This window comes from Citrobacter amalonaticus (genome assembly GCF_001559075.2).
GTDB classification, from domain to species: domain Bacteria; phylum Pseudomonadota; class Gammaproteobacteria; order Enterobacterales; family Enterobacteriaceae; genus Citrobacter_A; species Citrobacter_A amalonaticus_F.
In genome coordinates this window covers 2,682,445-2,704,971 of the sequence record NZ_CP014015.2, presented here as the reverse complement: position 1 = coordinate 2,704,971, position 22,527 = coordinate 2,682,445, and the positions used below count along the sequence as shown (strand labels likewise).

Genomic DNA, 22,527 nt, shown 5'->3' with positions numbered 1-22,527 from the left:
CCGCCTCGTAGGCCCGGTAAGCGACAGCGCCACCGGGCATGATGTTTAGCGCGTCATCATTAACTTACGCAGGGCGGCAAAATCCGCCGGCAGATGTTGCGAAAGCAGCGGTAGATCCGCACGTTCCGCCAGTTCTTTCGGCAGATCCAGCGTTTCATTGAGAATCGCCTCCACGCTCTCTTTAAACTTCGCCGGGTGTGCAGTGCCGAGGAACAGACCGTATTCGCCAGGATTGAGCTGATCACGCAGGGCGCGGTAGGCCACGGCGGCATGAGGCTCAGAGGTGTAGCCCTTCGCTTTCAGTTCGCGCATCGTTTCCTGTGTGGTTTCATCATCCACAGCCGCATAACCAAGCTCATTCAGACGCCAGATTTTACGGCGGAACAACTCCTCAACGCGCGGCCAGTTGTTCGGCTGACTCACATCCATCGCATTAGACAACGTCGCCTGGGTCGCTTTTGGCGCCCACTGCCCGTCCTGCAGGAAGCGCGGCACCGTGTCGTTAACGTTGGTGGCAGCGATAAAACGCTTCACCGGCAGGCCGAGAGATTTCGCCAGCAGGCCCGCCGTCAGGTCGCCAAAGTTACCGCTTGGAACAGAAACCACCAGTTGATTCCGCGCTTCCTGCGGCAATTGAGCAACGGCCTCAAAGTAGTAGCAAATCTGCGCCAGCAGGCGGCTGATGTTGATGGAGTTCGCTGAGTTCAGCCCCAGCGCTACTTTCAGTTCTTCATCATCAAACGCCTGTTTGACCAGCGCCTGACAGGCATCAAAATCGCCATCAATGGCGACGGTTTCAATGTTACCGCCCAGCGTGCAGAACAGTTTTTCCTGCAACGGACTGATTTTGCCATTCGGATAGAGGATCACTACACGCACGTTCGGCAGACCATAAAACGCATGCGCCACGGCCGCGCCGGTATCCCCAGAGGTTGCCGTCAGAATGGTCACCGGTTTGTCGCCGCTGATGTGGGTCAACATCTGTGCCATAAAGCGACCGCCGAAATCTTTAAACGCCAGCGTCGGGCCGTGGAACAGCTCCAGACAGCCGACATCACCTTCCACCTGAGCAACCGGTGCCGGGAAAGCAAAGGCAGCGCGCACGCGCTCTTCAAGGATCTCCTGTGGGATTTCATCGCCGATGAACGCGGAAAGGATCTTTGCACTACGGCTGACGAAGTCCTGGTTCAGCATCTCATCCACTTCTGTCAGGTTGAATTCCGGCAGCTCGTGCGGGAAAAACAGCCCCTGATTCTTGCCCAGCCCCTGCGTGACGGCCTGTGCAAAACTAACCTGCTCGTTGTGATCTTTAAGATTGTAGAGTTTCATCAATTATCCCAGTACTCGTGCGCCCGCCGTGTCCAGCCGGCAAATATGAACAAAGCCTTCCTGATTTTGCAGGTAGTGACTGCCCAGCCAGTCCGCCACGCGTTGCGCCGTCTCCGTTTTATCGCAGAGCGCAAACAGCGTCGGCCCTGAACCGGAAATACCGCTGGCCAGCGCGCCAATTTCCGCGACGGCCTGACGCGCCTGAGCAAAACCAGGCAACAGACGTTCGCGATACGGTTCGGCAATCACATCCTTCATCAGTTTCGCCGCAAGCCCAGGCTGACGGGAATAGCAGGCGTGAATAAACCCGGCCAGGTGACGCCCGTGGGCAATGCAATCCTGGCGACGATATTGCGCAGGCAGGATCGCCCGCGCTTCTGCCGTGGAGACCTTAATGCCTGGATAGGCCAGCACCCACAGCCACTCATCAAAGCCTGGCACCTGCTGACTGATAATGCCGTTTTCTTCGATCATCAACTGCATACCGCCGAGGAAACACGGCGCAACGTTATCGTAATGAATGCTGCCGGAGATACGCCCTTCCAGTTCGCCCATCATCGCCAGCAGACGCGTGTCATTCAGCGGCTTGCCGCAGTGCTCATTCATCGCGACCAGTGCCGCCACCACCGAGCAGGCGCTGGAACCTAATCCGGAGCCGATCGGCATGTTCTTTTCCAGCGTCATTGCCACCGGAATGGGTTTACCCAGTTCCTGACAAAAACGCTCCCAGCACTGGTACACAATATTTTCACGCGGTTCTGGTGGTAGCTTGTCGGCGAAGCGGCCCAGATTATTCAGGCTGAAACTGTCTGCCGCCTCAACTGTTACCACGTCGCCCAGCAGTGAGCCATCAACGGGTGTCACCGCCGCCCCGAGCACATCGAATCCAACGCTCATATTGGCACTGGAAGCCGGGGCATAAACTTTAACCATGTTAGACTCCTAGCTTCCATGAAAGGGTGCGCAGCAGGTCAGCAAACACCCCTGCCGCCGTGACGTCGTTACCCGCGCCATAACCGCGCAGAACCAGCGGCAGCGGTTGATAATAGTGGCTGTAGAACGCCAGCGCGTTTTCGCCGTTTTTCACTTTGTACAACGGATCGTTACCGTCCACTTCAGAAATCTTCACCCGACAGACGCCGTCTTCTTCGATGTTGCCAACATAGCGCAATACTTTGCCCTCATCACGGGCTTTTGCCACCCGCGCGGCAAAGGCATCGTCAAGCTGCGGCAGATTCGCCATGAACGCGTCAACGTCGCCTGAATCATCAAACGCTTGCGGCAACACCGGTTCAATGACGATGTCAGACAGTTCCAGCTCGCGTCCGGTTTCACGGGCGAGGATCAGCAGCTTACGCGCCACGTCCATCCCCGAAAGATCGTCACGCGGATCGGGTTCGGTATAACCCATTTCACGCGCGATGCGGGTCGCTTCAGAGAGGGTCATGCCTTCATCGAGCTTACCGAAAATAAACGACAGCGAACCAGACAGGATACCGGAGAACTTCAGCAATTCATCGCCCGCATTCAACAGGTTTTGCAGGTTTTCGATCACCGGCAGACCGGCCCCCACGTTAGTGTCATAGAGGAATTTGCGCCGTGACTTCGCGGCAGCGAAACGCAACTGATGGTAGTAATCCATCGACGAGGTATTCGCCTTTTTGTTCGGCGTGACCACATGGAATCCTTCACGCAAGAAGTCCGCATACTGATCGGCCACCGCCTGACTGGAAGTACAGTCCACAATCACCGGGTTCAGCAGGTGATATTCCTTCACCAGGCGGATTAAGCGACCGAGATTGAACGGCTCTTTCGCTTCAGCCAGTTCGGCCTGCCAGTTTTCCAGGTTCAGGCCATGCACGTGGGTCAACAGCGCTCTGGAGTTCGCCACGCCGCACACGCGCAGGTCGATATGTTTTTTCTTCAGCCAGGTTTGCTGGCGCTTAAGCTGCTCCAGTAACGCGCCGCCTACCCCGCCGACGCCAATGACAAACACTTCAATCACCTGATCGGTATTGAACAGCATCTGATGGGTGACGCGTACGCCCGTCGTGGCATCGTCGTTATTGACCACTACCGAAATGGAACGCTCGGAGGAGCCCTGAGCGATAGCCACGATATTGATATTAGCGCGCGCCAGTGCGGCAAAGAATTTCGCCGAAATACCGCGCAGCGTCCGCATACCATCCCCAACGACGGAGATAATCGCCAGCCGTTCAGTAACTGCCAGCGGTTCCAGCACGCCCTCTTTCAGCTCGAGATAGAATTCATCCTGCAAGGCACGCTGTGCGCGGGCGCAGTCGGCCTGCGGCACGCAGAAGCTGATGCTGTACTCAGAGGATGACTGGGTAATCAGTACCACGGAAATTCCCGCACGGGACATCACCGCAAACACGCGCGCCGCCATCCCCACCATCCCTTTCATACCAGGACCGGAGACGTTGAACATCGCCATATTATTGAGGTTGGAAATCCCCTTCACCGGCAGATCGTCTTCATCGCGGCTGGCGCCGATCAGCGTGCCTGCCGCCTGCGGGTTACCGGTATTTTTGATGAGGCAAGGGATCTGGAACTGCGCGATGGGGGTAATGGTACGAGGGTGAAGCACTTTTGCGCCGAAATAGGAAAGCTCCATCGCTTCCTGATAAGACATCGATTTCAGCAACCTGGCGTCAGGTACCTGGCGCGGGTCGCAGGTATATACACCGTCGACGTCTGTCCAGATCTCGCAGCAGTCGGCACGTAAGCAGGCCGCCAGAACCGCAGCAGAATAATCAGAGCCGTTGCGCCCCAGCACCACCAGTTCACCCTTCTCATTACCGGCAGTGAAACCGGCCATCAGCACCATGTGGTCTGCGGGAATACGCCCGGCGGCGATGCGGCGAGTCGATTCGGCGATATCGACGGTGGATTCGAGGTAGTGCCCCACCGCCAGCAGTTTTTCGACCGGGTCAATAACGGTAACGTGGTGGCCGCGCGCTTCCAGTAACCCCGCCATGATGGCGATCGACATCTTTTCGCCACGGCAGATGAGCGCAGCATTAATGCTGTCCGGACACTGTCCGAGCAGGCTGATCCCATGCAGCACATGTTTGATTTGGGCAAATTCCTGCTCAACAAACACCTTCAACTGCGCCAGCGGAAAGCCCGGCTGGGCGTCGGCGAGTCCGGTCAGAAGTTCGGCAAAAATACGTTCGGCATCACTGATATTGGGTAATGCGTCCTGACCTCCGATGGTTTTTTCAATCATCGCCACCAGATGGTTGGTAATTTTAGCGGGGGCAGAAAGAACGGTCGCTACCTGCCCCTGCCTGGCATTGCTTTCCAGAATATCGGCAACCCGCAGAAAACGTTCTGCATTTGCCACTGATGTACCGCCGAACTTCAACACTCGCATGGTTGTTACCTCGTTACCTTTGGTCGAAAAAAAAGCCCGCACTGTTCAGGTGCGGGCTTTTTTCTGTGTTTCCTGTACGCGTCAGCCCGCACCGTTACCTGTGGTAATGGTGATGGTTGTGGTAATGGTGGTGCTGATGCGTTTCATGGATGTTGTGTACTCTGTAATTATTTACCCTAAATAATTCGTGTTGCAGGAAGGCGGCAATTGCGTGAAGCCCCTGGAGCATAGAAAACTATGTGACTGGGGCGAACAAAAGCAGCCAACGCACATGCAACTCGAAGTATGACGGGTAATCTGTCTGTGCTGTATGTCTATATTGGTTAAAGTATCTGGTGACCTAAGTCAATAAATATTTGATTTACTCACCTGACGAAACTTGTTCATGAGCTGCTGGCGAAGGGTTTATTTTCAACCAAACCCGCAGGATAACCCCTCTTGAAATTAGCAGTTATCACCATAAAGAAAACTAAAGACAAATTATTATTTTGTGACATTTTTTTCGATATCATGGACCAGGCGGTGCAACATTGCCGTGTCTCGCTGCCCTAATTGCCCCAGACGCTGTTGCAGCCAGTCGACCAGTTTGATGTCATCTGCAACCTCCAGAGTGGTCAATAGAGTCATGATGCGCGAGCGTAATGCCTGTAACTGAAATTCATCAGATGAATCGACTTCTTTAGCGGGTTGTTGCATTAAATTTGTTAATTGATAGCAGTAGACCATCACCGCCTGCCCCAGATTCAATGAAGGATAATCTGCAACCATTGGCACGCCGGTCAGAACATCCGCCAGCGCCAGTTCATCGTTAGTCAGTCCGGAATCTTCACGACCAAAAACCAGCGCGGCGTGATTCATCCAGGCCGATTTTTCTTCCAGCAGCGGAACCAGTTCCGCCGGCGTCGCGTAGTAGTGAAATTTTGCCCGACTGCGCGCCGTGGTAGCGACGGTAAAATCAACATCAACAAGCGCATCCGCAAGGGTCGGGAAAACGGCAATATTATCAATAATATCGCTGGAGCCATGCGCCACCCAACGCGTAGCGGGTTCAAGATGCGCCTGACTGTCAACGATACGCAACTGCGTGAATCCCATGGTTTTCATGGCGCGTGCCGCGGCACCAATGTTTTCCGCTCTGGCGGGAGCGACGAGGATAATAGTAATGCGCATTTTTCTACTCTTTATACCTGTCCGCAGGCAATTGTGTGAACTATGTCAAGATATTACGCGGAGCGAATTTACAAAATTTTAACGAAAATCAGTGGAAAACCGTTTCACCTTCCATAAAAGACGCTAAACTGTTTCCTTACTTTACTAAAGTTTTTTATGTTAACAGAAACAGTATATCCTTCTGTTTATCAGAGATAATTTGATTTAAAATGAATCTCATTCATAGGATTCGCCGTGTTAATTAGTTATCCTGTGCAACTAGTTGGATTATTGCAATTTTGTGATGAAAGCTAGCATTTGGATACGATGATTTCATCAAACTGTTAACGTGCTACAATTGAACTTGATATATGTCAACGAAGCGTAGTTTTATTGGGTGTCCGGTACGTCTTAGCCTGTTATGTTGCTGTTAAAATGGTTAGGATGACAGCCGTTTTTGACACTGTCGGGTCCAGAGGGAAACTACCCACGACCAAGCTAATGATGTTGTTGACGTTGATGGAAAGTGCATCAAGAACGCAATTACGTACTTTAGTCATGTTACGCCGATCATGTTAATTTGCGACATGCATCAGGCAGGTCAGGGACTTTTGTACTTCCTGTTTCGATTTAGTTGGCAATTTAGGTAGCAAACATGCAGACCCCGCACATTCTTATCGTTGAAGACGAGTTGGTAACACGCAACACGTTAAAAAGTATTTTCGAAGCGGAAGGCTATGATGTATTCGAAGCGACTGATGGCGCGGAAATGCATCAAATCCTCTCTGAATATGACATCAACCTGGTGATCATGGATATCAACCTGCCAGGCAAAAACGGTCTTCTGCTGGCGCGTGAACTGCGCGAGCAGGCTAACGTTGCGCTGATGTTCCTGACTGGCCGCGATAACGAAGTCGATAAAATCCTCGGCCTCGAAATCGGCGCAGACGATTACATCACCAAGCCGTTTAACCCGCGCGAACTGACTATCCGTGCCCGCAACCTTCTGTCTCGTACCATGAACCTGGGTACCGTCAGCGAAGAACGCCGTAGCGTTGAAAGCTACAAGTTCAACGGTTGGGAACTGGACATCAACAGCCGTTCTCTGATCGGGCCTGATGGCGAGCAGTACAAACTGCCGCGCAGTGAGTTCCGTGCCATGCTGCACTTCTGCGAGAACCCGGGCAAGATCCAGTCTCGTGCTGAGCTGCTGAAGAAAATGACCGGTCGTGAGCTGAAACCGCATGACCGTACCGTTGACGTGACCATCCGCCGTATTCGTAAGCATTTCGAATCCACGCCGGATACGCCGGAAATTATCGCGACTATTCACGGTGAAGGTTACCGTTTTTGTGGCGATCTGCAGGATTAATCGGGTTACCACCGTCAAAAAAACGGCGCTCAATGCGCCGTTTTTCTTATCTGCTTTTTGCTAAATTCACTTCCAGACGCGTAGCGCATCGTCCACGGGTGCGGACGGTTTCGGCGCTGTCGGTGTTGGTGTCGGTTTCGCGCGCGAGAACGCATACCAGTCCAGATGTCGCGTCAAGAACATCACGCTCCCCAGCGCCAACAACAGCACACTCGTCCCTAACAGCAGCGCGCTGTCTTCCGAGCGCAGCAGTACCCACATCACGCCATCCAGCGCTAACAATGCCAGAGTGAAGACCACGCTACTACGCCAACCCTGTAGCACCGCCTGGAGATAAACCCCGTTCATCAACGCGCCCACCAGGCTTGCGACAATCCATGCCTGGGTGAAACCAATGTGTTCTGAGAGCGCCAGCAACAGCAAATAAAACATCACCAGCGACAGCCCCACCAGCAGATACTGCATCGGATGCAATTTTTTACCCGTCAATGTTTCGAACACGAAGAAAGCCATAAATGTCAGTGTAATCAGCAGAATGGCATACTTCGTCGCCCGATCCGTCAGTTGATACTGATCGGCAGGAGTGGCAACCGCGACGCTAAATGACGGCAGGTTATACCACCCGTCTTTTCGCGCATCCACAAACCGATCGCCCAGGTTATTGGCAAACCAACTGCTTTGCCACTGCGCCTGAAACCCTGACACGCTGATTTCGCGCTTGTCGGGTAGAAAATCACCGAGGAAGTTGGGATGCGGCCAGTTGCTGGTGAGCGTCATTTGGCTGCTGCGCCCCACCGGAACCACCGAGAAAGAGCCGGTACCGCTTAAATTGAGTGACATCGCCAGGTTCACATCGCGCATCGCCCATTGCGCATCCGGAAGCGGAATGTGGAGCCCCTCCCCGCGGTCCGTTAATCCCGTCCCCGGTTCGACGGCAAGCGCCATTCCGTTCACCTTCGGTGCTTTCACCACGCCAATCCCCCGCGCATCGCCCACACCAACCACGATAAACGGTTTTCCAAGGGTTACGTTGGGCCGGTTCAGTTCACTCAGTCGCGCGGCATCAAACTCCGCTTTCAGCGTAACATCGGTATGCCAGACCTGCCCTTCGTAGATGCCCACTTTTCGCGGTTCGACATTCTGGTTCCCCTCCACCATCAGCGACTCCGGCAACCAGAAGTGGATAAAACTGCGCCTGTGCTGCACCTCTTTCTCATTTTCCAGCACGGTGTATAACTCGGTCACGGGTACGGCAATTAGCGGACCGACCACTTTTTGCGGTCCGCTGGTACTCTGCCGAATCGCATCTTCCACCGCATCACGATAATCAGCACGTTCCACAATAATCTGCCGGACCATCATCAGGGGGATCAGCAGCAACACAATCGCGCCACCTAAGGTGACGATTTTCCAGAACAGGGGGGATTTCAACATAGCGTTCTCCTTATGCAATACCCGCAGAGTACGCACGCTATGTGGGGGGAATTTGAAGTTATGTGAAGTGACGGTGAAGTGTGAGCGTGGCCTCGACGCCGCCTTCCGGCCGGTTACGTAATTCCGCACTCCCCTTCAACAGTCGCGCCACTTCGCGGACGAACGCCAGTCCCAAACCGCTGCTTTTGAGGCCATTCTCACGCGGCAGTGAGTAAAAGCGGTCAAATATCCGCGGTAAGGCAAAATCAGGAATGCCTGTACCGGTATCGGCCACCGTCAGCGTCACCGTCTCTGCATGCGCCTGTGCGCTGAGGGTGATCGCTCCGCCTGCCGGGGTGAAATCAATGGCATTGTCCAGCAGGTTACCCAACGCCTGTTCCAGCAGCGCCGGCTCCGCAGAGACGCTTAACGCCGAGGACACAATCTCCAGCGATATCGCCTTCGTCGCCAGTTGAATAGCGCGCGCGTCGCTGATTTGCGCAAACAGTTCATCGACCGCAACCGGAGAGAGGGCAATATCCTGACGGTTTTCCAGCCGCGCCTGGCGCAGCAAGGTTTCAACCAGCGCCTGCATCCGCGCATTTTGGCTGAGAATATTGTCGGTAAAGCGCTTAACAATGTCCGGAGGCGGATTTTCCCGCAGAATTTCCGCCGCGCCGCGAATGGCTGCCAGCGGACTCTTCAGCTCGTGGGTAAGCGCGTACACGTACTGTTCGATGTAATTCTTGCCTTCCAGCTTCAGACGCATACTCTCCAGCGCCTGCGCCAGCTTGCGCAACTCACTGCTGCCCAGTTCGGGCAGCGGCATCGGCTGGTTTTCGGTTACGGAATCCGCATAGCGCGTCAGGCGGGCAATCGAACGGTTAATCCACCAGACCATCCCGGCGCCAATCATCAGCGCAATGCCAAGCAGAATCGCGCTGGCCCAAAGGATCCGCCGTTCGCTGCGTTTAATCACCGGCGCCATCGCGGCATTGGGTTTTCCCACACTGAGCACGCCGATGATCTTTCCGCTGTCGACAACCGGCGCAGCAACATACATGACCGAGCTTTCCGGATCGGCGGGATCCTGCGGCGTACTGCGCGCGCCATACTGTCCACGCAGCGTTAGCCAGACATCGTTCCAGCGAGAGTAATCCTGCCCGACCGCTTTATTGACGGAGTCAAACACCACGTTGCCCTGCGCATCCGTCATGTAAACATGGTACTCGTTGCGGACTTTATTGATTCCGCTGATGTTGGCACGAAAGGGACGGTTATGCAGTTGCGTAAACGCCTGCGCCAGTTGGCCATGCGCCGGGTTACCCGACAGGAGATCGTCACGCGCCAGCGCCGCCAGCAGCGTGGCGGTATCGATCAGCGTCCCTTCTGTTGCGCGCCGTACGCCAGGTTTAATCTCCTGTACAAAAATAGAGAGAACAAACCACGCGGCAACAGCGACAATCAGGAAATAGCCCAACAGCAAACGCATGCCAATGCGCATCAGAGGCTCCTCAGGCTGTAGCCCATCCCACGATGCGTGTTGATCGGCGAGAGCGTCGGGTTGATAGCGCGCAGTTTGGCGCGCAGCGTTTTGATGTGCGTATCGACCGTCCGGTCGTATGTATCCTGCGCATCGGCCCAGACGATATCCATCAGTTGCTGGCGCGAATAGACACGCCCTGGGGATAACAGCAGCGTTTTCAGCAGCAAAAACTCATAGCGCGTGAGCGACAGGGGCGTGCCAAACCAGGCCACTTCGGCAGCCGGTTCATTCAGCTCAAAATGGCCGGTTTTGACAACAGGCGACGGCGTGGAAAACTTCTTCACCCGACGTAGCAGCGTGCGGACTCTGGCGCAGACTTCCCGCGGCGAAAACGGTTTGGCGACGTAATCGTCGGCACCGATTTCCAGCCCCAGCAGACGATCCACCTCGTCACTGCGCGCCGTCAGAAAGAGGATCGGTAATGCCGGATGGTATTCCAGCAATCGTCGGCACAGCTCAAAGCCGCTGATATCCGGCAACCCGACATCGAGAATCGCCACATCCGGGCACTGATGACGCGCTTTATCCAGCGCGGGCTGCCCGCGCTCAAAGGCTTCCACGCAAAACCCTTCCTGCTGGAGCATATAAATCAGGGTATCCGCGATACCCTGCTCATCTTCCACCAGCCAGACCGACACCTGCTGCATAATGCTTCCCTGTTATTCGCGCCACGGCATGATAGGTACCGCGCTAATGGCATTTTTCGGCGACCCGTCGACCACCTTGTCGGAATAGGCCAGATAGGCCAGCGCGTTGCGTTTGGCATCATAGAAACGCACGACCTGTAAGGATTTGAAGACCAGCGAGGTGCGTTTCTTAAAGACCACTTCGCCCTGCGCTTTACCGTTCTTGATTCTGTCGCTCAGTTCTACCGGTCCTACCTGCTGGCAGGAGATGGCGGCATCAGAAGTATCTTCTGCCAGCCCCAGCCCGCCTTTTATGCCACCGGTTTTGGCACGACTGACGTAGCAGGTCACGTTTTTAACATCGGGATCGTCAAACGCCTCCACGACAATTTTATGATCTGGTCCAAAGATCTTAAACACCGTATCGACGGAACCGATCTGCTCGGCAGATGCCAGCGGTGCCAGCATGACCAACAGGGAGGAAAGGATTAAACTCTTGTATTTCATATTGTTACCATTATTAAATTTTACGCTGCGCAATTATTCGACATTGTAAAAGAAACTGTTTACAGATCACAGGATTACAATAATCTCGTTTTATCGAATCCAAAAAAAGCATTAATGCGCAAAAAAAACACTGAATGCTAAAACAGCAAAAAATGCTATTATCCAATAATCTGATGTCAGGTGTTTGTAGTTGAAAGGATGAGGATATTTTATGGATCAGGCCGGCATTATTCGCGACCTATTAATCTGGCTGGAAGGTCATCTGGATCAACCCCTGTCGCTTGATAATGTGGCGGCGAAAGCGGGTTATTCCAAGTGGCACCTGCAGAGAATGTTTAAGGACGTGACGGGCCATGCGATTGGCGCGTATATCCGCGCGCGCCGCTTATCGAAATCCGCCGTTGCGCTTCGCCTGACGGCTCGTCCGATTCTGGATATTGCCCTGCAGTACCGCTTCGACTCTCAACAAACGTTCACCCGCGCCTTTAAGAAACAGTTTTCCCAGACGCCTGCACTGTATCGCCGTTCACCGGAATGGAGCGCATACGGTATTCGCCCGCCTCTGCGTCTGGGCGAATTTGCCATGCCTGAACATAAGTTTGTCACTCTGGAAGATATGCAACTGCTGGGTGTCACACAGAGTTACTCGTGTTCGCTGGAACAAATTTCCGATTTCCGCCACGAAATGCGCTATCAGTTCTGGCACGATTTCCTCGGCCACGCGCCAACAATTCCGCCAGTACTCTATGGCCTGAACGAAACGCGTCCCAGTCATGAAAAAGATGACGAGCAGGAAGTGTTCTACACCACAGCGCTGCCGCAGGATCAAGCCAACGGTTACGTACAGTCGGCACAACCGGTGCTGTTACAGGGCGGCGAGTATGTGATGTTTACTTACGAGGGACTGGGAACGGGCGTTCAGGAGTTCATCCTGACGGTCTATGGTACCTGCATGCCGCTCCTGAACCTGACACGCCGTAAGGGCCAGGATATCGAGCGGTACTACCCGGCTGAAGATGCCAAAGCCGGTGACCGCCCTATTAACCTGCGCTGCGAATTCCTGATTCCGATTCGCCGTTAGCGCTGTAGCTCATCCAACGCAGGGGCGTCCAGATGCGAGATGTCCCCTGCCGTTTCAACCACCCATCCCGGCGCCAGCCACAGGCTTTCCTGATAATCCACCCGCGAAATCGAGCAATTACGCAGGCGCAAGCGGCGTTCAGCATAGGCAGGAAGCCCCAGAATCGTACTGACCAGACAGCCCAGCGCAATGCCATGACTGACCAACAGCGGACGACTCCCCTGCGGCAGATCCAGGCACGCGGCAAGCGCGCCATGAACACGATCGCTCAGCTCCTGCATCGACTCCCCTTCGGGAATACGTCCGTCGACGGTGCCGTTGACTAACTGGCGACGCCAGTTCTCTTCTTCTTCGGTCAGGGTATCAATATGACGTTTTTCCAGCACGCCCATGTGCAGCTCGCGCAGGCGAGCATCTAAGGTGACATCACAACCACAGGCCTGGGCGATGATTTCAGCGGTGCGGCGGGTACGTCCCAAATCGCTACTAATAACGTGGGTGATACCGAGGCTTTTCGCGCGGTCACCTACCTGCATAGCTTGTTGCTCACCTTTAGCGGTCAGCGGACTGTCGGACTGGCCTTGAATGCGTCGCTCGGCGTTCCACTGCGTTTCACCGTGGCGAACAAGGTATACCTGTAACATGCTATTTTTCCGTATACTGCAAAGAGTTTTTATAAAATCGAGCTTAATTATGCACCATGTTGTCTCAGCAACCACCAATCCCGCCAAAATTCAGGCAATTCTGCAGGCATTTAACGAGATCTTCGGTGAAGGATCCTGCCATATTGAGTCCGTGGACGTCGATAGCGGCGTACCGGAACAACCCTTCGGAAGTCCTGAAACGCGTGCTGGCGCACGGAATCGGGTCGAAAACGCTCGTCGTGCGCGCCCCGATGCCGACTTCTGGGTAGCCATCGAAGCGGGTATTGATGAAGACGCAACCTTCAGTTGGGTGGTTGTCGAAAACGCAACCCAGCGCGGTGAAGCGCGTTCTGCAACGCTGCCGCTGCCTGCGGTGATCCTTGAAAAAGTGCGCGAGGGTGAAGCGCTGGGCCCGGTGATGTCACACTACACAGGTATCGATAAGATTGGCCGAAAAGAAGGGGCGATTGGCGTGTTTACCGCCGGGAAACTGACGCGCGCCAGCGTCTACCACCAGGCGGTGATTCTGGCGCTCAGCCCGTTTCATAACGCGATTTATCAGTGAGAGTGTAGGCCGGATAAGACGACGTCGTCATCCGGCGATGGTGCGGCTGCGGGCCTGATGGCGCTACGCTTATCAGGCCTACGAAAACGCTTTTCAGGCGTTTTTCAACAATACGGCTTCAAGCCACTGACGCAATTCAACCGGGGCAGATTTCAGGCTGTTAGAGCCGCGGGTAATAGTGGCAATCCCTGCACCCAGCTCGTTTTTAAGCTCGCGCTGGCTCATTTCGCCACGTAATAACTCTTCGATAATGCGTACACGCGTCCCCAGCGCTTCGCGCTCATCCGGGGTCAGCATCAGTTGCAACAGCGGTAAGTGCAGATCCTCTGCGTAAGACTGGCGGAGCAACTCCACAAAACGAAGCCACTCCTGATTACGTTGTTCGGCCATCGCCGATGAATAAGGGGAATGCTGGGTCATGTTATGCCGCCCTGTTGTACTCACACACGAGTACAAATCATAACATAACCCACCAGATTAATAACGTCTCTGCCACTCAGAATCGCTCATCAGGGTGTCTTTCTGCCCCATGAAATAGCGATAGTAAGCATCGTAAGCCAGCACGTTCTTCACATAGCCACGCGTTTCCGAGAAGGGAATACTCTCGACAAACGCCACGGCGTCGATCCGTCCCGCGCTGTTGCCAAGCCAGGTACGCACGCGCCCGGGTCCGGCGTTGTAAGCCGCTGACGAGAAGATCCGATTATTGCCAAACTGCTGATAGACGTACTGCAGGTAGCTGGTGCCGATGTTGATATTGGTTTCCGGATCCAGTAACTGATTCTGGCTGCTGTAACCCGGAATAGAGAACATCTTCACCGTGTGCGTCGCGGTACCTGGCATAATCTGCATCAGCCCGCTGGCGCCGACCGGCGATTTCACCTTCGGGTTCCAGGCGCTTTCCTGACGCGCGATCGCCATCGCATAGCTTTGCGGAATATCTTTGCCGCGGGTATAGCGGGTAAAGAGATCCTGATACGCCAGCGGGAAGCGCTCCTCCAGATGATCCCAGAGTTTACCGGCGATCGTCGCCTGCACGCTCAGATCCCACCACTGATTATTGAAGGCATAACGCGCCAGTTGCGCCTGCTCCGTCTTCGTCCGGCTGGTGACGAGATTCGCCCATTCGCTGCGGGCGGTGTTATCCATATTCCAGTACATCAGTTCGCGAACGCGGGCCATTTCCGCTCCCTGAGTCAACGCGTTATTCACATCGCCCGGCGCTTTATCAATTTTCAGAACGTACTCTTCTCCCAGACGCTGCGCTGCCACCATCGGGTAGAAACCGCGCTGCTGCATCAGCGCATGCAGGATCTCTTTTGCTTCCGCTTCCCGTCCCCGCTCCAGCAGCAAATCGGCCTGCCAGTAGCGCCATTCGTCCTTCTCCTTCGCTTCCATCGGCAGACGCGCCAGCCAGGTGTTCAGGCCACGGCGATCGCCAGTCCCGAGCGCCATGCGCACCCGACGCTCCACCAGCGTGGTGGACTGCGAGCGCATAATCGCGTCGTCTCGCCATTTCGCCTGCTCGTCGGTGACGTCGTTGCCCATTAATCGCCAGGCGACGATATCGCGCAATTCCTGGGTTTGATCTTCATTCAACTGCTGCGCCTGCACCAGTGACGGAATCATCAGACGTGCGTTTTCCGCATCCTGACGAGCGACGCTGGCAAAGGCCACCGCGGCCATCTGACGGGTGAAATCGGTCGCACCGGTGGTGCGCGCAAAGGTCATGACGCTGTTCGGATTGTTCGCCAGTGAGATAATCGCTGACGCAATCGTCTGGTACTCTGCCGGCATCTGCCCGGCCAGTACCGTCACCAGTCCGGTATTGCCCGCTTTCATCGCCAGGCGAATACGCTCCAGGTAAGAGAGCGGATCCTGTGTACCAGACGCGCGCCAGACGCTGAACAGTTTGTCACAGGCATTGGGCTGGCTTTTACCGGTCAGCCACAGCGCTTTCGCCCCCTGCCAGGCCTCTTCCGTTTGCCCGGTATTCCACTTCGCGTAATAGTAATTGCACTGCGCCTCGGTGGTTCTCGGCTTCTCCGGGCTAAACGCTAATAATCCGCGCCAGTCTTCACGCCGCGCCAGCTCGTTTACGAAACGCGATTCCAGCGTACGCGCTGGCGGCAGGGTTGGGTTGGCACGGACAAAGTTGGTCACCGTGACGGTCGGCTGATTCATCAGATCATCGGTGATTTGCCGATATTCCAGATAGGGATACAGGGGGTAATTCTTCAGGCCCGGCATCATCTGCTCCACGACATCCATCTGTCGGTTATCCCAGGCCTGCTTAATTTGTGCGTAACGGTTACGCTGTTCATCCAGTGAATCGGCTCGCGCAGCCTGACTTAGCGTCAGCAGGCACACACCGGCGGCAATAAGACGCCTGGTAAATCGTTGGGCTTTGTCCACAAGCTCTTCCTCTAAATATGATACGTCGTTGCAGCCTCATGCCGCCTAATGATTTCATGCTAACCAGTCATTGGCATTTACGCCACGTCGCGGACACTTTTTTACTTTTACTGCGAGTGAGATCTGCTGGCTGGGATTGAGAAGGGAAAAAGGCTACACTTCGCCTCTGAAAACATCTATATCCTAAATAATTCGAGTTGCAGGAAGGCGGCAAGGGAGTAAATTCCCCAGGAGCTTACATAAGTAAGTGACTGGGGTGAACGAGTGCAGCCAACGCACATGCAGCTTGAAGTATGACGGGTATATTCATCACGATAAATACAGAGGCGAGTCCAACGTGGCCCAATTCGTTTATACCATGCATCGTGTCGGCAAAGTCGTTCCGCCGAAACGTCATATTCTTAAAAACATCTCGCTGAGCTTCTTCCCTGGCGCAAAAATCGGCGTACTGGGCCTTAACGGTGCCGGTAAGTCCACCCTGCTGCGCATCATGGCGGGCATCGATACAGATATTGAAGGCGAAGCCCGCCCGCAGCCTGGCATCAAAATTGGTTACCTGCCGCAGGAACCTCAGCTTAACCCTGAACACACCGTACGCGAGTCTGTTGAAGAAGCGGTGGCGGAAGTGGTCAACGCACTGAAAGGTCTGGATGAGGTTTACGCGAAATATGCCGAACCGGATGCCGACTTCGATAAACTGGCCGCGCAACAGGGCAAGTTTGAAGAGATCATTCAGGCGCACGACGGTCATAACCTGAACGTGCAACTGGAGCGCGCTGCCGACGCCCTGCGTCTGCCAGACTGGGACGCCAAAATCGCGACCCTCTCCGGGGGTGAACGTCGCCGTGTCGCACTGTGCCGTCTGCTGTTAGAAAAACCTGACATGCTGCTGCTCGACGAACCGACCAACCACCTGGATGCAGAATCTGTGGCCTGGCTGGAACGCTTCCTGCACGACTTCGAAGGCACCGTGGTGGCGATTACCCACGACCGTTACTTCCTCGATAACGTCGCAGGCTGGATCCTCGAACTTGACCGCGGCGAAGGTATTCCGTGGGAAGGTAACTACTCCTCCTGGCTTGAGCAGAAAGATCAGCGTCTGGCGCAGGAAGCCTCTCAGGAAGCGGCGCGCCGTAAATCTATCGAGAAAGAGCTGGAGTGGGTTCGTCAGGGCGCGAAAGGCCGTCAGTCTAAGGGCAAAGCCCGTCTGGCACGCTTTGAAGAGCTGAACAGCACTGAATACCAGAAACGTAACGAAACCAACGAACTGTTTATTCCACCTGGACCGCGTCTGGGCGATAAAGTCGTTGAAGTCAGCCACCTGCGTAAATCCTACGGCGACCGCGTGCTGATTGACGATCTGAGCTTCTCCGTACCGAAAGGCGCAATCGTCGGGATCATCGGTCCGAACGGCGCGGGTAAATCCACCCTGTTCCGTATGATGTCCGGTCAGGAACAGCCAGACAGCGGCACCATTACGCTGGGTGAAACCGTTAAGCTGGCTTCCGTCGATCAGTTCCGTGATGCCATGGATAACAGCAAAACCGTGTGGGAAGAAGTGTCCGGCGGGCTGGATATCATGAAGATCGGCAACACCGAAATGCCAAGTCGCGCCTATGTGGGCCGCTTTAACTTCAAAGGTGTTGATCAGGGCAAACGCGTCGGCGAACTGTCTGGCGGTGAGCGTGGTCGTCTGCATCTGGCGAAACTGTTACAGGTTGGCGGCAACATGCTGCTGCTCGATGAACCGACCAACGACCTGGATATCGAAACCCTGCGCGCGCTGGAAAACGCCCTACTGGAGTTCCCGGGTTGCGCAATGGTTATCTCGCACGACCGTTGGTTCCTTGACCGTATCGCCACCCACATTCTGGACTACCAGGATGAAGGGAAAGTGGAGTTCTTCGAAGGTAACTTCACTGAATACGAAGAGTACAAGAAACGCACGCTGGGCGCAGACGCGCTGGAGCCGAAGCGTATCAAGTACAAACGTATCGCGAAGTAATCAGTAAGATTGCCGGATGGTGGCGCAAATGCCTCATCCGGCCTACAGGACGCGTATCTGTAGGCCGGATAAGCGCAGCGCCATCCGGCATTTTCGATTATTGCGCTTTAGCCGTTGCCGGTTGCTGACCCGCTGCAGGTTCCAGTTGGAACACCACATCGACCTGATCATCAAACTGAATCGCCGCCTGCTCGTAAGTTTCCTGCGCTGACACCGGTGCCGCATCCGCTTTCATCATCCGCACCATCGGGCTTGGCTGATAGTTCGAGACATGGTAACGCACGCTGTAAACCGGACCCAGTTTGCTGTTAAAACCGGCCGCCAGTTCCTGCGCCTGATGAATAGCATCATCAATCGCCGCTTTACGCGCTTTGTCTTTATAAGCATCCGGTTGCGCCACGCCCAACGAAACGGAACGAATTTCGTTCAGCCCCGCTTTCAACGCGCCGTCCAGCAGCGGGTTGAGTTTATCTAACTGACGCAGCGTCACTTCGACAGTACGTACCGCACGATACCCTTTCAGAACGCTTTTCCCATTCTGATAGTCGTAATCCGGTTGAGTGCGCAGGTTCGCTGAGCTGATGTCTTTTTTCGCGACCTGATTTTGCTCAAGGAAAGAAAGGTATTGCGCAACGCGCTCATCAGCCTGTTTCTTCGCCGTCGCTGCGTCTTTCGCCGCAACATTAACCTCAATTGCCAGCGTGGCAATATCAGGTGCAGCGTCCACGCTTGCCGTCCCGGAAGTCACGATGTGCGGTCCGTCAGGCAATTCGCCTGCCTGCACCGACATTGCACTGAATCCCACTAATGCCGCCAGGGCCATCACTTTGAACTTCACTGTCGCTCCTCCATGTTACGTAAATTGCCCCAAATTTCAGGGCGCATGCAGGCAAGCTTAGCGCGAAATAGTGCGTTGTCCATCAGACAACGCCTGGAGCGTAACGGACTGGCGCTTAGTTGAACAAGGCGTGAACATGCGCAACGCCTTCTTTTGCCAGTTGAAAAGCGATGAACCACATCACCAGACCGACCAGCGTATTGATGATCCGCTGCGCTTTAGCCGTGCGCAGTCGCGGCGCAAGCCACGCCGCCAGCAACGCCAGACCGAAGAACCACAAGAAGGAGGCGCTGACGGTGCCGAGCGCGAACCAGCGTTTGGGTTCGACATCCAGTTGTCCACCCAGACTGCCCAGCACCACGAATGTATCCAGGTAGACGTGTGGATTCAGCCATGTCACCGCCAGCATGGTGGCGATAATCTTCCAGCGCCCCTGCTTCATCACTTCCGCGCTGGCCAGTTCCAGATTGCTGCTCATCGCCGTCTTTAAGGCGCCAAAGCCGTACCACAGCAAAAAGGCGACACCGCCCCAGGTGACCAGCGCCAACAACCACGGCGACTGCATCAGTAATGCGCTGCCGCCAAAAATCCCGGCGCAAATCAGCAGCAGATCGCTGACGGCGCACAGTAGCGCAATCATGATGTGATACTGGCGACGAATCCCCTGATTCATCACAAAAGCATTCTGCGGGCCGAGCGGAAGTATCATGGCTGCGCCAAGCGCAAGACCTTGAAAATAATACGATATCACGGTAATCATCCTGAGCGTTGTCTCTATAGCGCAGACTATAGCGCGGGATGATTATTAGCGGAAATGGATAATATTAATCGCGGATTAGGGAAATTAATGACGAGGGAAGGTTGCCGGATGCCACGGTGCGCATCCGGCATACCATTATTCTGCCGCGCCTTCTTTCACACGTTTGAAATTCACGTCCATCTGCGGATACGGGAAGCTGATTCCAGCGGCATCAAACTCACGCTTAATCCGCTCCAGCACGTCCCAGTACACATTTTGCAGATCGCCGCTGTTGCTCCAGACGCGCACCACAAAGTTAATCGACGACGCGCCCAACTCATTCAGACGCACCGTCATTTCGCGATCTTTCAGAATGCGATCTTCTGACTCGATAATCCCGGTGAGGATCTGTTTCACCTTATCGATATCAGAGTCGTAAGCGACGCTGATAATAAATTCATTACGGCGTACCGGCTCGCGGGAAAAGTTGATGATATTGCCGGCAATGATTTTACCGTTCGGGATCACGACAATTTTACCGTCCACGGTTCGCATGGTGGTGGAGAAAATCTGCACATTCAGCACCGTCCCGGCAACGCCGCCCAGATCCGCATACTCACCGGCACGGAACGGACGGAACATGACCAGCAGAACGCCTGCGGCAAGGTTAGACAACGATCCCTGCAACGCCAGACCGACCGCTAAACCGGCGGCACCGAGCACCGCAATCACCGACGCCGTCTGTACCCCTACCCGGCCCAGTGCGGCAATCAGCGTGAAGGCAATAATTCCATAGCGCACCAGCGCGGAGAGAAAGTCTGCCACGGTAGCATCGATATGACGCGCCACCATCAGGCGGTTAACCGTATTCGACACCAGGCGCGCCACGATCATCCCGACAATAACAATGGCCACTGCCGCCACGATGTTGACGGCATAGCTCAACAGCAATTCCTGGTTGCGGACCAGCCAGGTCCCCGCACCGTTGATGCTGTCGACAACATTCAAATCTTCCATTACATGTTCCTTGGTCATAACAAATCAGAGCAAATGAGATCAATCTCACGAAAACACCCCGTTAAAGGTAAACAATAATGGGTGAATATGCCATTTTCGTTATGTTCCAATTCTGGATATCACGACTATTGCCGTTCTGCGGGACGATCGACCATCCGCAAAAATCCCCCCACCAGCACATGTTTTTGTTTAAAAATTGCGGCGATTTCACTGACCACTTTTCCACTTCCGGCATTCTTCCAGGCGATAGAGAGCGGTGACGGCTGGCGAGGGTTCACCACCGAACGAGCCACCAGTGCACCGGATTCTACGTAAGGTCGACACAGACGTTCCGGTAAAAAACCGACGCCCAGGCCACTTAAGTGACAGGCCAGCTTGGTGCTGAGATCCGGGACTTTAATTTCCTTTTGTCCGCTCAGCAGCCAGGCCACGCGACGGGTGAGCGTGCGCGACGTATCTTCAATATTGATAGCGGGGTAGCGACGCAGCATATCATCCGATAACACCGTTGCCGGATGGCTGGCCAGCGGGTGATTCTGCGCCACCACAAACTGCCAGCTAATGTCCCCCAGCGGCAGCAGCGAAATGTTGTTTGACAGCGATTCGGAACCGGTCACGCCAATCGCCAGTTGATAGTCGTCATACAGCAACGAATCCCACACGCCCATATAGACCTGGCGGGAGATCTGGAAACGGGTGAAGGGAAATTGTTGATGCAGCCACGTCAGTAAATCGGCGGTCGTCTGCGGCTGATAGAGCAAATTGTTGATGACGATATTAACCTGACGCTCAACGCCCGCATTAATCTGCTGCAACTCATCAGGCATGGCGTCCAGCCAGTTTAGCCACTGGCGACAATGTTCGAGCAGATGCTGACCGGCCAACGTCAGGCTGACGGAACGCGTGGTTCGTAAAAAGAGCTGCGTCCCCACCTGCTCCTCGAGCGTTTTGATGCGGTAGCTGATTGCCGCAGGCGTTTTATGCAGTGAGCTGGCAGCGCGGGAAAAACTCTCCGTTTCAGCTACCCGAATAAATGTGCGTATTGTTTCCTGATCGAGCATGCTTTCCCCTTGAGTCAGCCATCTGCAACCAGCGTTGCGCCAGCGCAATCCCTAACACAGTGTCAGCGCCGGAGGTGTGCCCCACCGTGAGCAGACGACGAAGTGCGTGGCCTGCGTCACGCCCGGTATGCAAGCTGCGCATCACCCCCAACACCGGCGTCGAAAATTCGCCCACTCTGGCGCTATTAAGATAGCTACAGCTTACCGAAGTTGTCAGCCGCGCAAGTTGATCCGCCGGGGGTAAAAAAAGGTGAACCGGTATCCCGGCAGCAATAAAGACCGCCAGCATTCCCGTAAGCATATCATCACCGCTGGGCGTGAGTCCGGGGCCTCGTCCGATAAGCCAGCGCCAGTCAGGCGCGGCGCCCTTCGCCCAACGCTCCAGCCCGGCAACGATCTCTGAATAGCACGACAGGGTATGGAGTGGCTGATTGAGTGTGCCCCCCAAACCCGTTTGCTGGACACAAGAAGACAGGTCGAGCAGTGCGATGGCGGAAGGAGTCAGTTGCAGCCTGAGCTGGCGCTGGGGGCGAAGGGTTACCCCCTGCCCGGTCAGCAGATCCCCGGTTTTGCACAGGCGCGAAACCGTCGTCAGGCGGGAAAACTGTGTACGACTCAACAGTACGCCGGTCGGCCCCATGCCTTTACCGTAGCGGTATAACGTCAGTAATTCGCCATTTGCATGGCTGAAATTGATCGCCTGCGAGAAGCGACTGTGCAGCGTCCATTCACCCTCTGGAAGTCGATAAAGCCCGGCGCAGGCCAGGGCATTGAGAATGAACATAGGTTGCTCCGAAATGCCGGATCGCGGCTTCACCTTATC

The 22,527-nt window shown here is 54.9% G+C and carries 22 protein-coding genes and 1 other annotated feature; of the genes, 4 read left to right on the top strand and 18 right to left on the bottom strand.

Annotated elements, in window-relative coordinates:
* Positions 1–45: 45 nt before the first annotated feature.
* The 6 genes from thrC to yjjY all read right to left on the bottom strand — a co-directional run bounded on the left by thrC (position 46) and on the right by yjjY (position 6,435).
* The gene (gene thrC, locus AL479_RS13120) at positions 46–1,329 is read right to left on the bottom strand and encodes a threonine synthase (protein WP_061076365.1); all 1,284 of its coding nucleotides are present in this window, start codon (positions 1,327–1,329) and stop codon (positions 46–48) included.
* Positions 1,330–1,332: 3 nt separating this feature from the next.
* Positions 1,333–2,262: a homoserine kinase gene (thrB, locus tag AL479_RS13115; RefSeq protein ID WP_061076364.1), complete on the bottom strand. Its 930-nt coding sequence runs from the start codon at positions 2,260–2,262 to the stop codon at positions 1,333–1,335.
* A gap of 1 nt (position 2,263) precedes the next feature.
* Positions 2,264–4,726 (bottom strand): bifunctional aspartate kinase/homoserine dehydrogenase I, encoded by a 2,463-nt coding sequence (gene thrA, locus AL479_RS13110; protein ID WP_061076363.1) that lies wholly within the window; start codon positions 4,724–4,726, stop codon positions 2,264–2,266.
* A 25-nt stretch (positions 4,727–4,751) separates the two neighbouring features.
* Positions 4,752–4,872 (bottom strand) — a sequence feature (Thr leader region).
* The gene (gene thrL / locus AL479_RS13105; protein WP_001386572.1) at positions 4,808–4,873 is read right to left on the bottom strand and encodes a thr operon leader peptide; all 66 of its coding nucleotides are present in this window, start codon (positions 4,871–4,873) and stop codon (positions 4,808–4,810) included. Its footprint overlaps the feature before it by 65 nt.
* A 336-nt stretch (positions 4,874–5,209) precedes the next feature.
* Positions 5,210–5,896, bottom strand: a complete 687-nt coding sequence (locus AL479_RS13100; RefSeq protein ID WP_061076362.1) for a tRNA/rRNA methyltransferase — start codon at positions 5,894–5,896, stop codon at positions 5,210–5,212.
* Positions 5,897–6,294: 398 nt separating this feature from the next.
* Positions 6,295–6,435: a protein YjjY gene (gene yjjY / locus AL479_RS13095; RefSeq protein WP_042998021.1), complete on the bottom strand. Its 141-nt coding sequence runs from the start codon at positions 6,433–6,435 to the stop codon at positions 6,295–6,297.
* A gap of 95 nt (positions 6,436–6,530) precedes the next feature.
* On the opposite strand from yjjY, the gene arcA reads away from it, so the two are divergent.
* Positions 6,531–7,247, top strand: coding sequence for a two-component system response regulator ArcA (arcA, locus tag AL479_RS13090; protein WP_001194359.1), 717 nt, complete (start codon positions 6,531–6,533; stop codon positions 7,245–7,247).
* A 66-nt stretch (positions 7,248–7,313) separates the two neighbouring features.
* On the opposite strand, the gene creD is transcribed toward arcA, so the two are convergent.
* Genes creD through creA form a run of 4 tightly spaced genes read right to left on the bottom strand, consistent with a single transcriptional unit; the run spans position 7,314 to position 11,339 of the window.
* Positions 7,314–8,681, bottom strand: coding sequence for a cell envelope integrity protein CreD (gene creD / locus AL479_RS13085; protein WP_105291756.1), 1,368 nt, complete (start codon positions 8,679–8,681; stop codon positions 7,314–7,316).
* A gap of 58 nt (positions 8,682–8,739) precedes the next feature.
* A complete protein-coding gene (creC, locus tag AL479_RS13080) occupies positions 8,740–10,164 on the bottom strand; it encodes a two-component system sensor histidine kinase CreC (RefSeq protein ID WP_061076361.1) in 1,425 nt (474 codons plus the stop codon).
* Positions 10,164–10,853: a two-component system response regulator CreB gene (gene creB, locus AL479_RS13075; protein WP_061076360.1), complete on the bottom strand. Its 690-nt coding sequence runs from the start codon at positions 10,851–10,853 to the stop codon at positions 10,164–10,166. The genes creC and creB overlap by 1 nt, the downstream gene beginning before the upstream one ends.
* Positions 10,854–10,865: 12 nt before the next feature.
* Complete coding sequence (creA, locus tag AL479_RS13070; RefSeq protein WP_061076359.1) at positions 10,866–11,339, bottom strand: protein CreA; 474 nt, start codon at positions 11,337–11,339, stop codon at positions 10,866–10,868.
* A gap of 211 nt (positions 11,340–11,550) precedes the next feature.
* Here creA and robA point away from each other — a divergent pair, with 211 nt between their 5' ends.
* Positions 11,551–12,420 carry an MDR efflux pump AcrAB transcriptional activator RobA gene (gene robA, locus AL479_RS13065; RefSeq protein ID WP_061076358.1) on the top strand — a complete coding sequence of 290 codons (870 nt, stop codon included), beginning with the start codon at positions 11,551–11,553 and terminating at the stop codon, positions 12,418–12,420.
* Here the strand turns inward: robA and gpmB are convergent.
* Positions 12,417–13,064 (bottom strand): 2,3-diphosphoglycerate-dependent phosphoglycerate mutase GpmB, encoded by a 648-nt coding sequence (gene gpmB, locus AL479_RS13060; protein ID WP_061076357.1) that lies wholly within the window; start codon positions 13,062–13,064, stop codon positions 12,417–12,419. The genes robA and gpmB overlap by 4 nt on opposite strands.
* 49 nt (positions 13,065–13,113) lie before the next feature.
* On the opposite strand from gpmB, the gene yjjX reads away from it, so the two are divergent.
* Positions 13,114–13,629: an inosine/xanthosine triphosphatase gene (gene yjjX, locus AL479_RS13055; RefSeq protein ID WP_061076356.1), complete on the top strand. Its 516-nt coding sequence runs from the start codon at positions 13,114–13,116 to the stop codon at positions 13,627–13,629.
* A 93-nt stretch (positions 13,630–13,722) separates the two neighbouring features.
* On the opposite strand, the gene trpR is transcribed toward yjjX, so the two are convergent.
* Together trpR and sltY are read right to left on the bottom strand one after the other, a co-directional pair.
* A complete protein-coding gene (gene trpR / locus AL479_RS13050; protein ID WP_046497355.1) occupies positions 13,723–14,049 on the bottom strand; it encodes a trp operon repressor in 327 nt (108 codons plus the stop codon).
* Between the two features lie 57 nt (positions 14,050–14,106).
* The gene (gene sltY / locus AL479_RS13045; RefSeq protein ID WP_061076355.1) at positions 14,107–16,044 is read right to left on the bottom strand and encodes a murein transglycosylase; all 1,938 of its coding nucleotides are present in this window, start codon (positions 16,042–16,044) and stop codon (positions 14,107–14,109) included.
* A 337-nt stretch (positions 16,045–16,381) separates the two neighbouring features.
* Here sltY and ettA point away from each other — a divergent pair, with 337 nt between their 5' ends.
* Positions 16,382–18,049: an energy-dependent translational throttle protein EttA gene (gene ettA, locus AL479_RS13040; RefSeq protein ID WP_061076354.1), complete on the top strand. Its 1,668-nt coding sequence runs from the start codon at positions 16,382–16,384 to the stop codon at positions 18,047–18,049.
* A gap of 97 nt (positions 18,050–18,146) precedes the next feature.
* Here ettA and AL479_RS13035 read toward each other — a convergent pair whose 3' ends face one another.
* The 5 genes from AL479_RS13035 to AL479_RS13015 all read right to left on the bottom strand — a co-directional run bounded on the left by AL479_RS13035 (position 18,147) and on the right by AL479_RS13015 (position 22,488).
* A complete protein-coding gene (locus tag AL479_RS13035) occupies positions 18,147–18,887 on the bottom strand; it encodes an oxidative stress defense protein (RefSeq protein WP_061076353.1) in 741 nt (246 codons plus the stop codon).
* 115 nt (positions 18,888–19,002) lie between these two features.
* Positions 19,003–19,638, bottom strand: a complete 636-nt coding sequence (argO, locus tag AL479_RS13030; RefSeq protein ID WP_061077976.1) for an arginine exporter ArgO — start codon at positions 19,636–19,638, stop codon at positions 19,003–19,005.
* A gap of 144 nt (positions 19,639–19,782) precedes the next feature.
* Positions 19,783–20,643 (bottom strand): small-conductance mechanosensitive channel MscS, encoded by an 861-nt coding sequence (locus tag AL479_RS13025; RefSeq protein WP_061076352.1) that lies wholly within the window; start codon positions 20,641–20,643, stop codon positions 19,783–19,785.
* Between the two features lie 125 nt (positions 20,644–20,768).
* Positions 20,769–21,704 carry an HTH-type transcriptional activator AllS gene (allS, locus tag AL479_RS13020; protein WP_061076351.1) on the bottom strand — a complete coding sequence of 312 codons (936 nt, stop codon included), beginning with the start codon at positions 21,702–21,704 and terminating at the stop codon, positions 20,769–20,771.
* On the bottom strand, positions 21,661–22,488 hold the full coding sequence (locus AL479_RS13015) for a DUF2877 domain-containing protein (protein ID WP_105291755.1): 828 nt from the start codon (positions 22,486–22,488) through the stop codon (positions 21,661–21,663). The genes allS and AL479_RS13015 overlap by 44 nt, the downstream gene beginning before the upstream one ends.
* Positions 22,489–22,527: the final 39 nt, after the last annotated feature.

Excerpts from the sequence above, each read along its gene's own strand:
- thrC (WP_061076365.1), bottom strand. The coding sequence starts at position 1,329 with ATGAAACTCTACAATCTTAAAGATCACAACGAGCAGGTTAGTTTTGCA.
- AL479_RS13015 (WP_105291755.1), bottom strand. The coding sequence starts at position 22,488 with ATGTTCATTCTCAATGCCCTGGCCTGCGCCGGGCTTTATCGACTTCCA.
- yjjX (WP_061076356.1), top strand. The coding sequence starts at position 13,114 with ATGCACCATGTTGTCTCAGCAACCACCAATCCCGCCAAAATTCAGGCA.
- thrB (WP_061076364.1), bottom strand. The coding sequence starts at position 2,262 with ATGGTTAAAGTTTATGCCCCGGCTTCCAGTGCCAATATGAGCGTTGGA.
- yjjY (WP_042998021.1), bottom strand. The coding sequence starts at position 6,435 with ATGACTAAAGTACGTAATTGCGTTCTTGATGCACTTTCCATCAACGTC.
- creC (WP_061076361.1), bottom strand. The coding sequence starts at position 10,164 with ATGCGCATTGGCATGCGTTTGCTGTTGGGCTATTTCCTGATTGTCGCT.
- creA (WP_061076359.1), bottom strand. The coding sequence starts at position 11,339 with ATGAAATACAAGAGTTTAATCCTTTCCTCCCTGTTGGTCATGCTGGCA.
- gpmB (WP_061076357.1), bottom strand. The coding sequence starts at position 13,064 with ATGTTACAGGTATACCTTGTTCGCCACGGTGAAACGCAGTGGAACGCC.
- AL479_RS13025 (WP_061076352.1), bottom strand. The coding sequence starts at position 20,643 with ATGGAAGATTTGAATGTTGTCGACAGCATCAACGGTGCGGGGACCTGG.
- creD (WP_105291756.1), bottom strand. The coding sequence starts at position 8,681 with ATGTTGAAATCCCCCCTGTTCTGGAAAATCGTCACCTTAGGTGGCGCG.
- AL479_RS13100 (WP_061076362.1), bottom strand. The coding sequence starts at position 5,896 with ATGCGCATTACTATTATCCTCGTCGCTCCCGCCAGAGCGGAAAACATT.
- trpR (WP_046497355.1), bottom strand. The coding sequence starts at position 14,049 with ATGACCCAGCATTCCCCTTATTCATCGGCGATGGCCGAACAACGTAAT.
- thrA (WP_061076363.1), bottom strand. The coding sequence starts at position 4,726 with ATGCGAGTGTTGAAGTTCGGCGGTACATCAGTGGCAAATGCAGAACGT.
- arcA (WP_001194359.1), top strand. The coding sequence starts at position 6,531 with ATGCAGACCCCGCACATTCTTATCGTTGAAGACGAGTTGGTAACACGC.
- creB (WP_061076360.1), bottom strand. The coding sequence starts at position 10,853 with ATGCAGCAGGTGTCGGTCTGGCTGGTGGAAGATGAGCAGGGTATCGCG.
- allS (WP_061076351.1), bottom strand. The coding sequence starts at position 21,704 with ATGCTCGATCAGGAAACAATACGCACATTTATTCGGGTAGCTGAAACG.
- robA (WP_061076358.1), top strand. The coding sequence starts at position 11,551 with ATGGATCAGGCCGGCATTATTCGCGACCTATTAATCTGGCTGGAAGGT.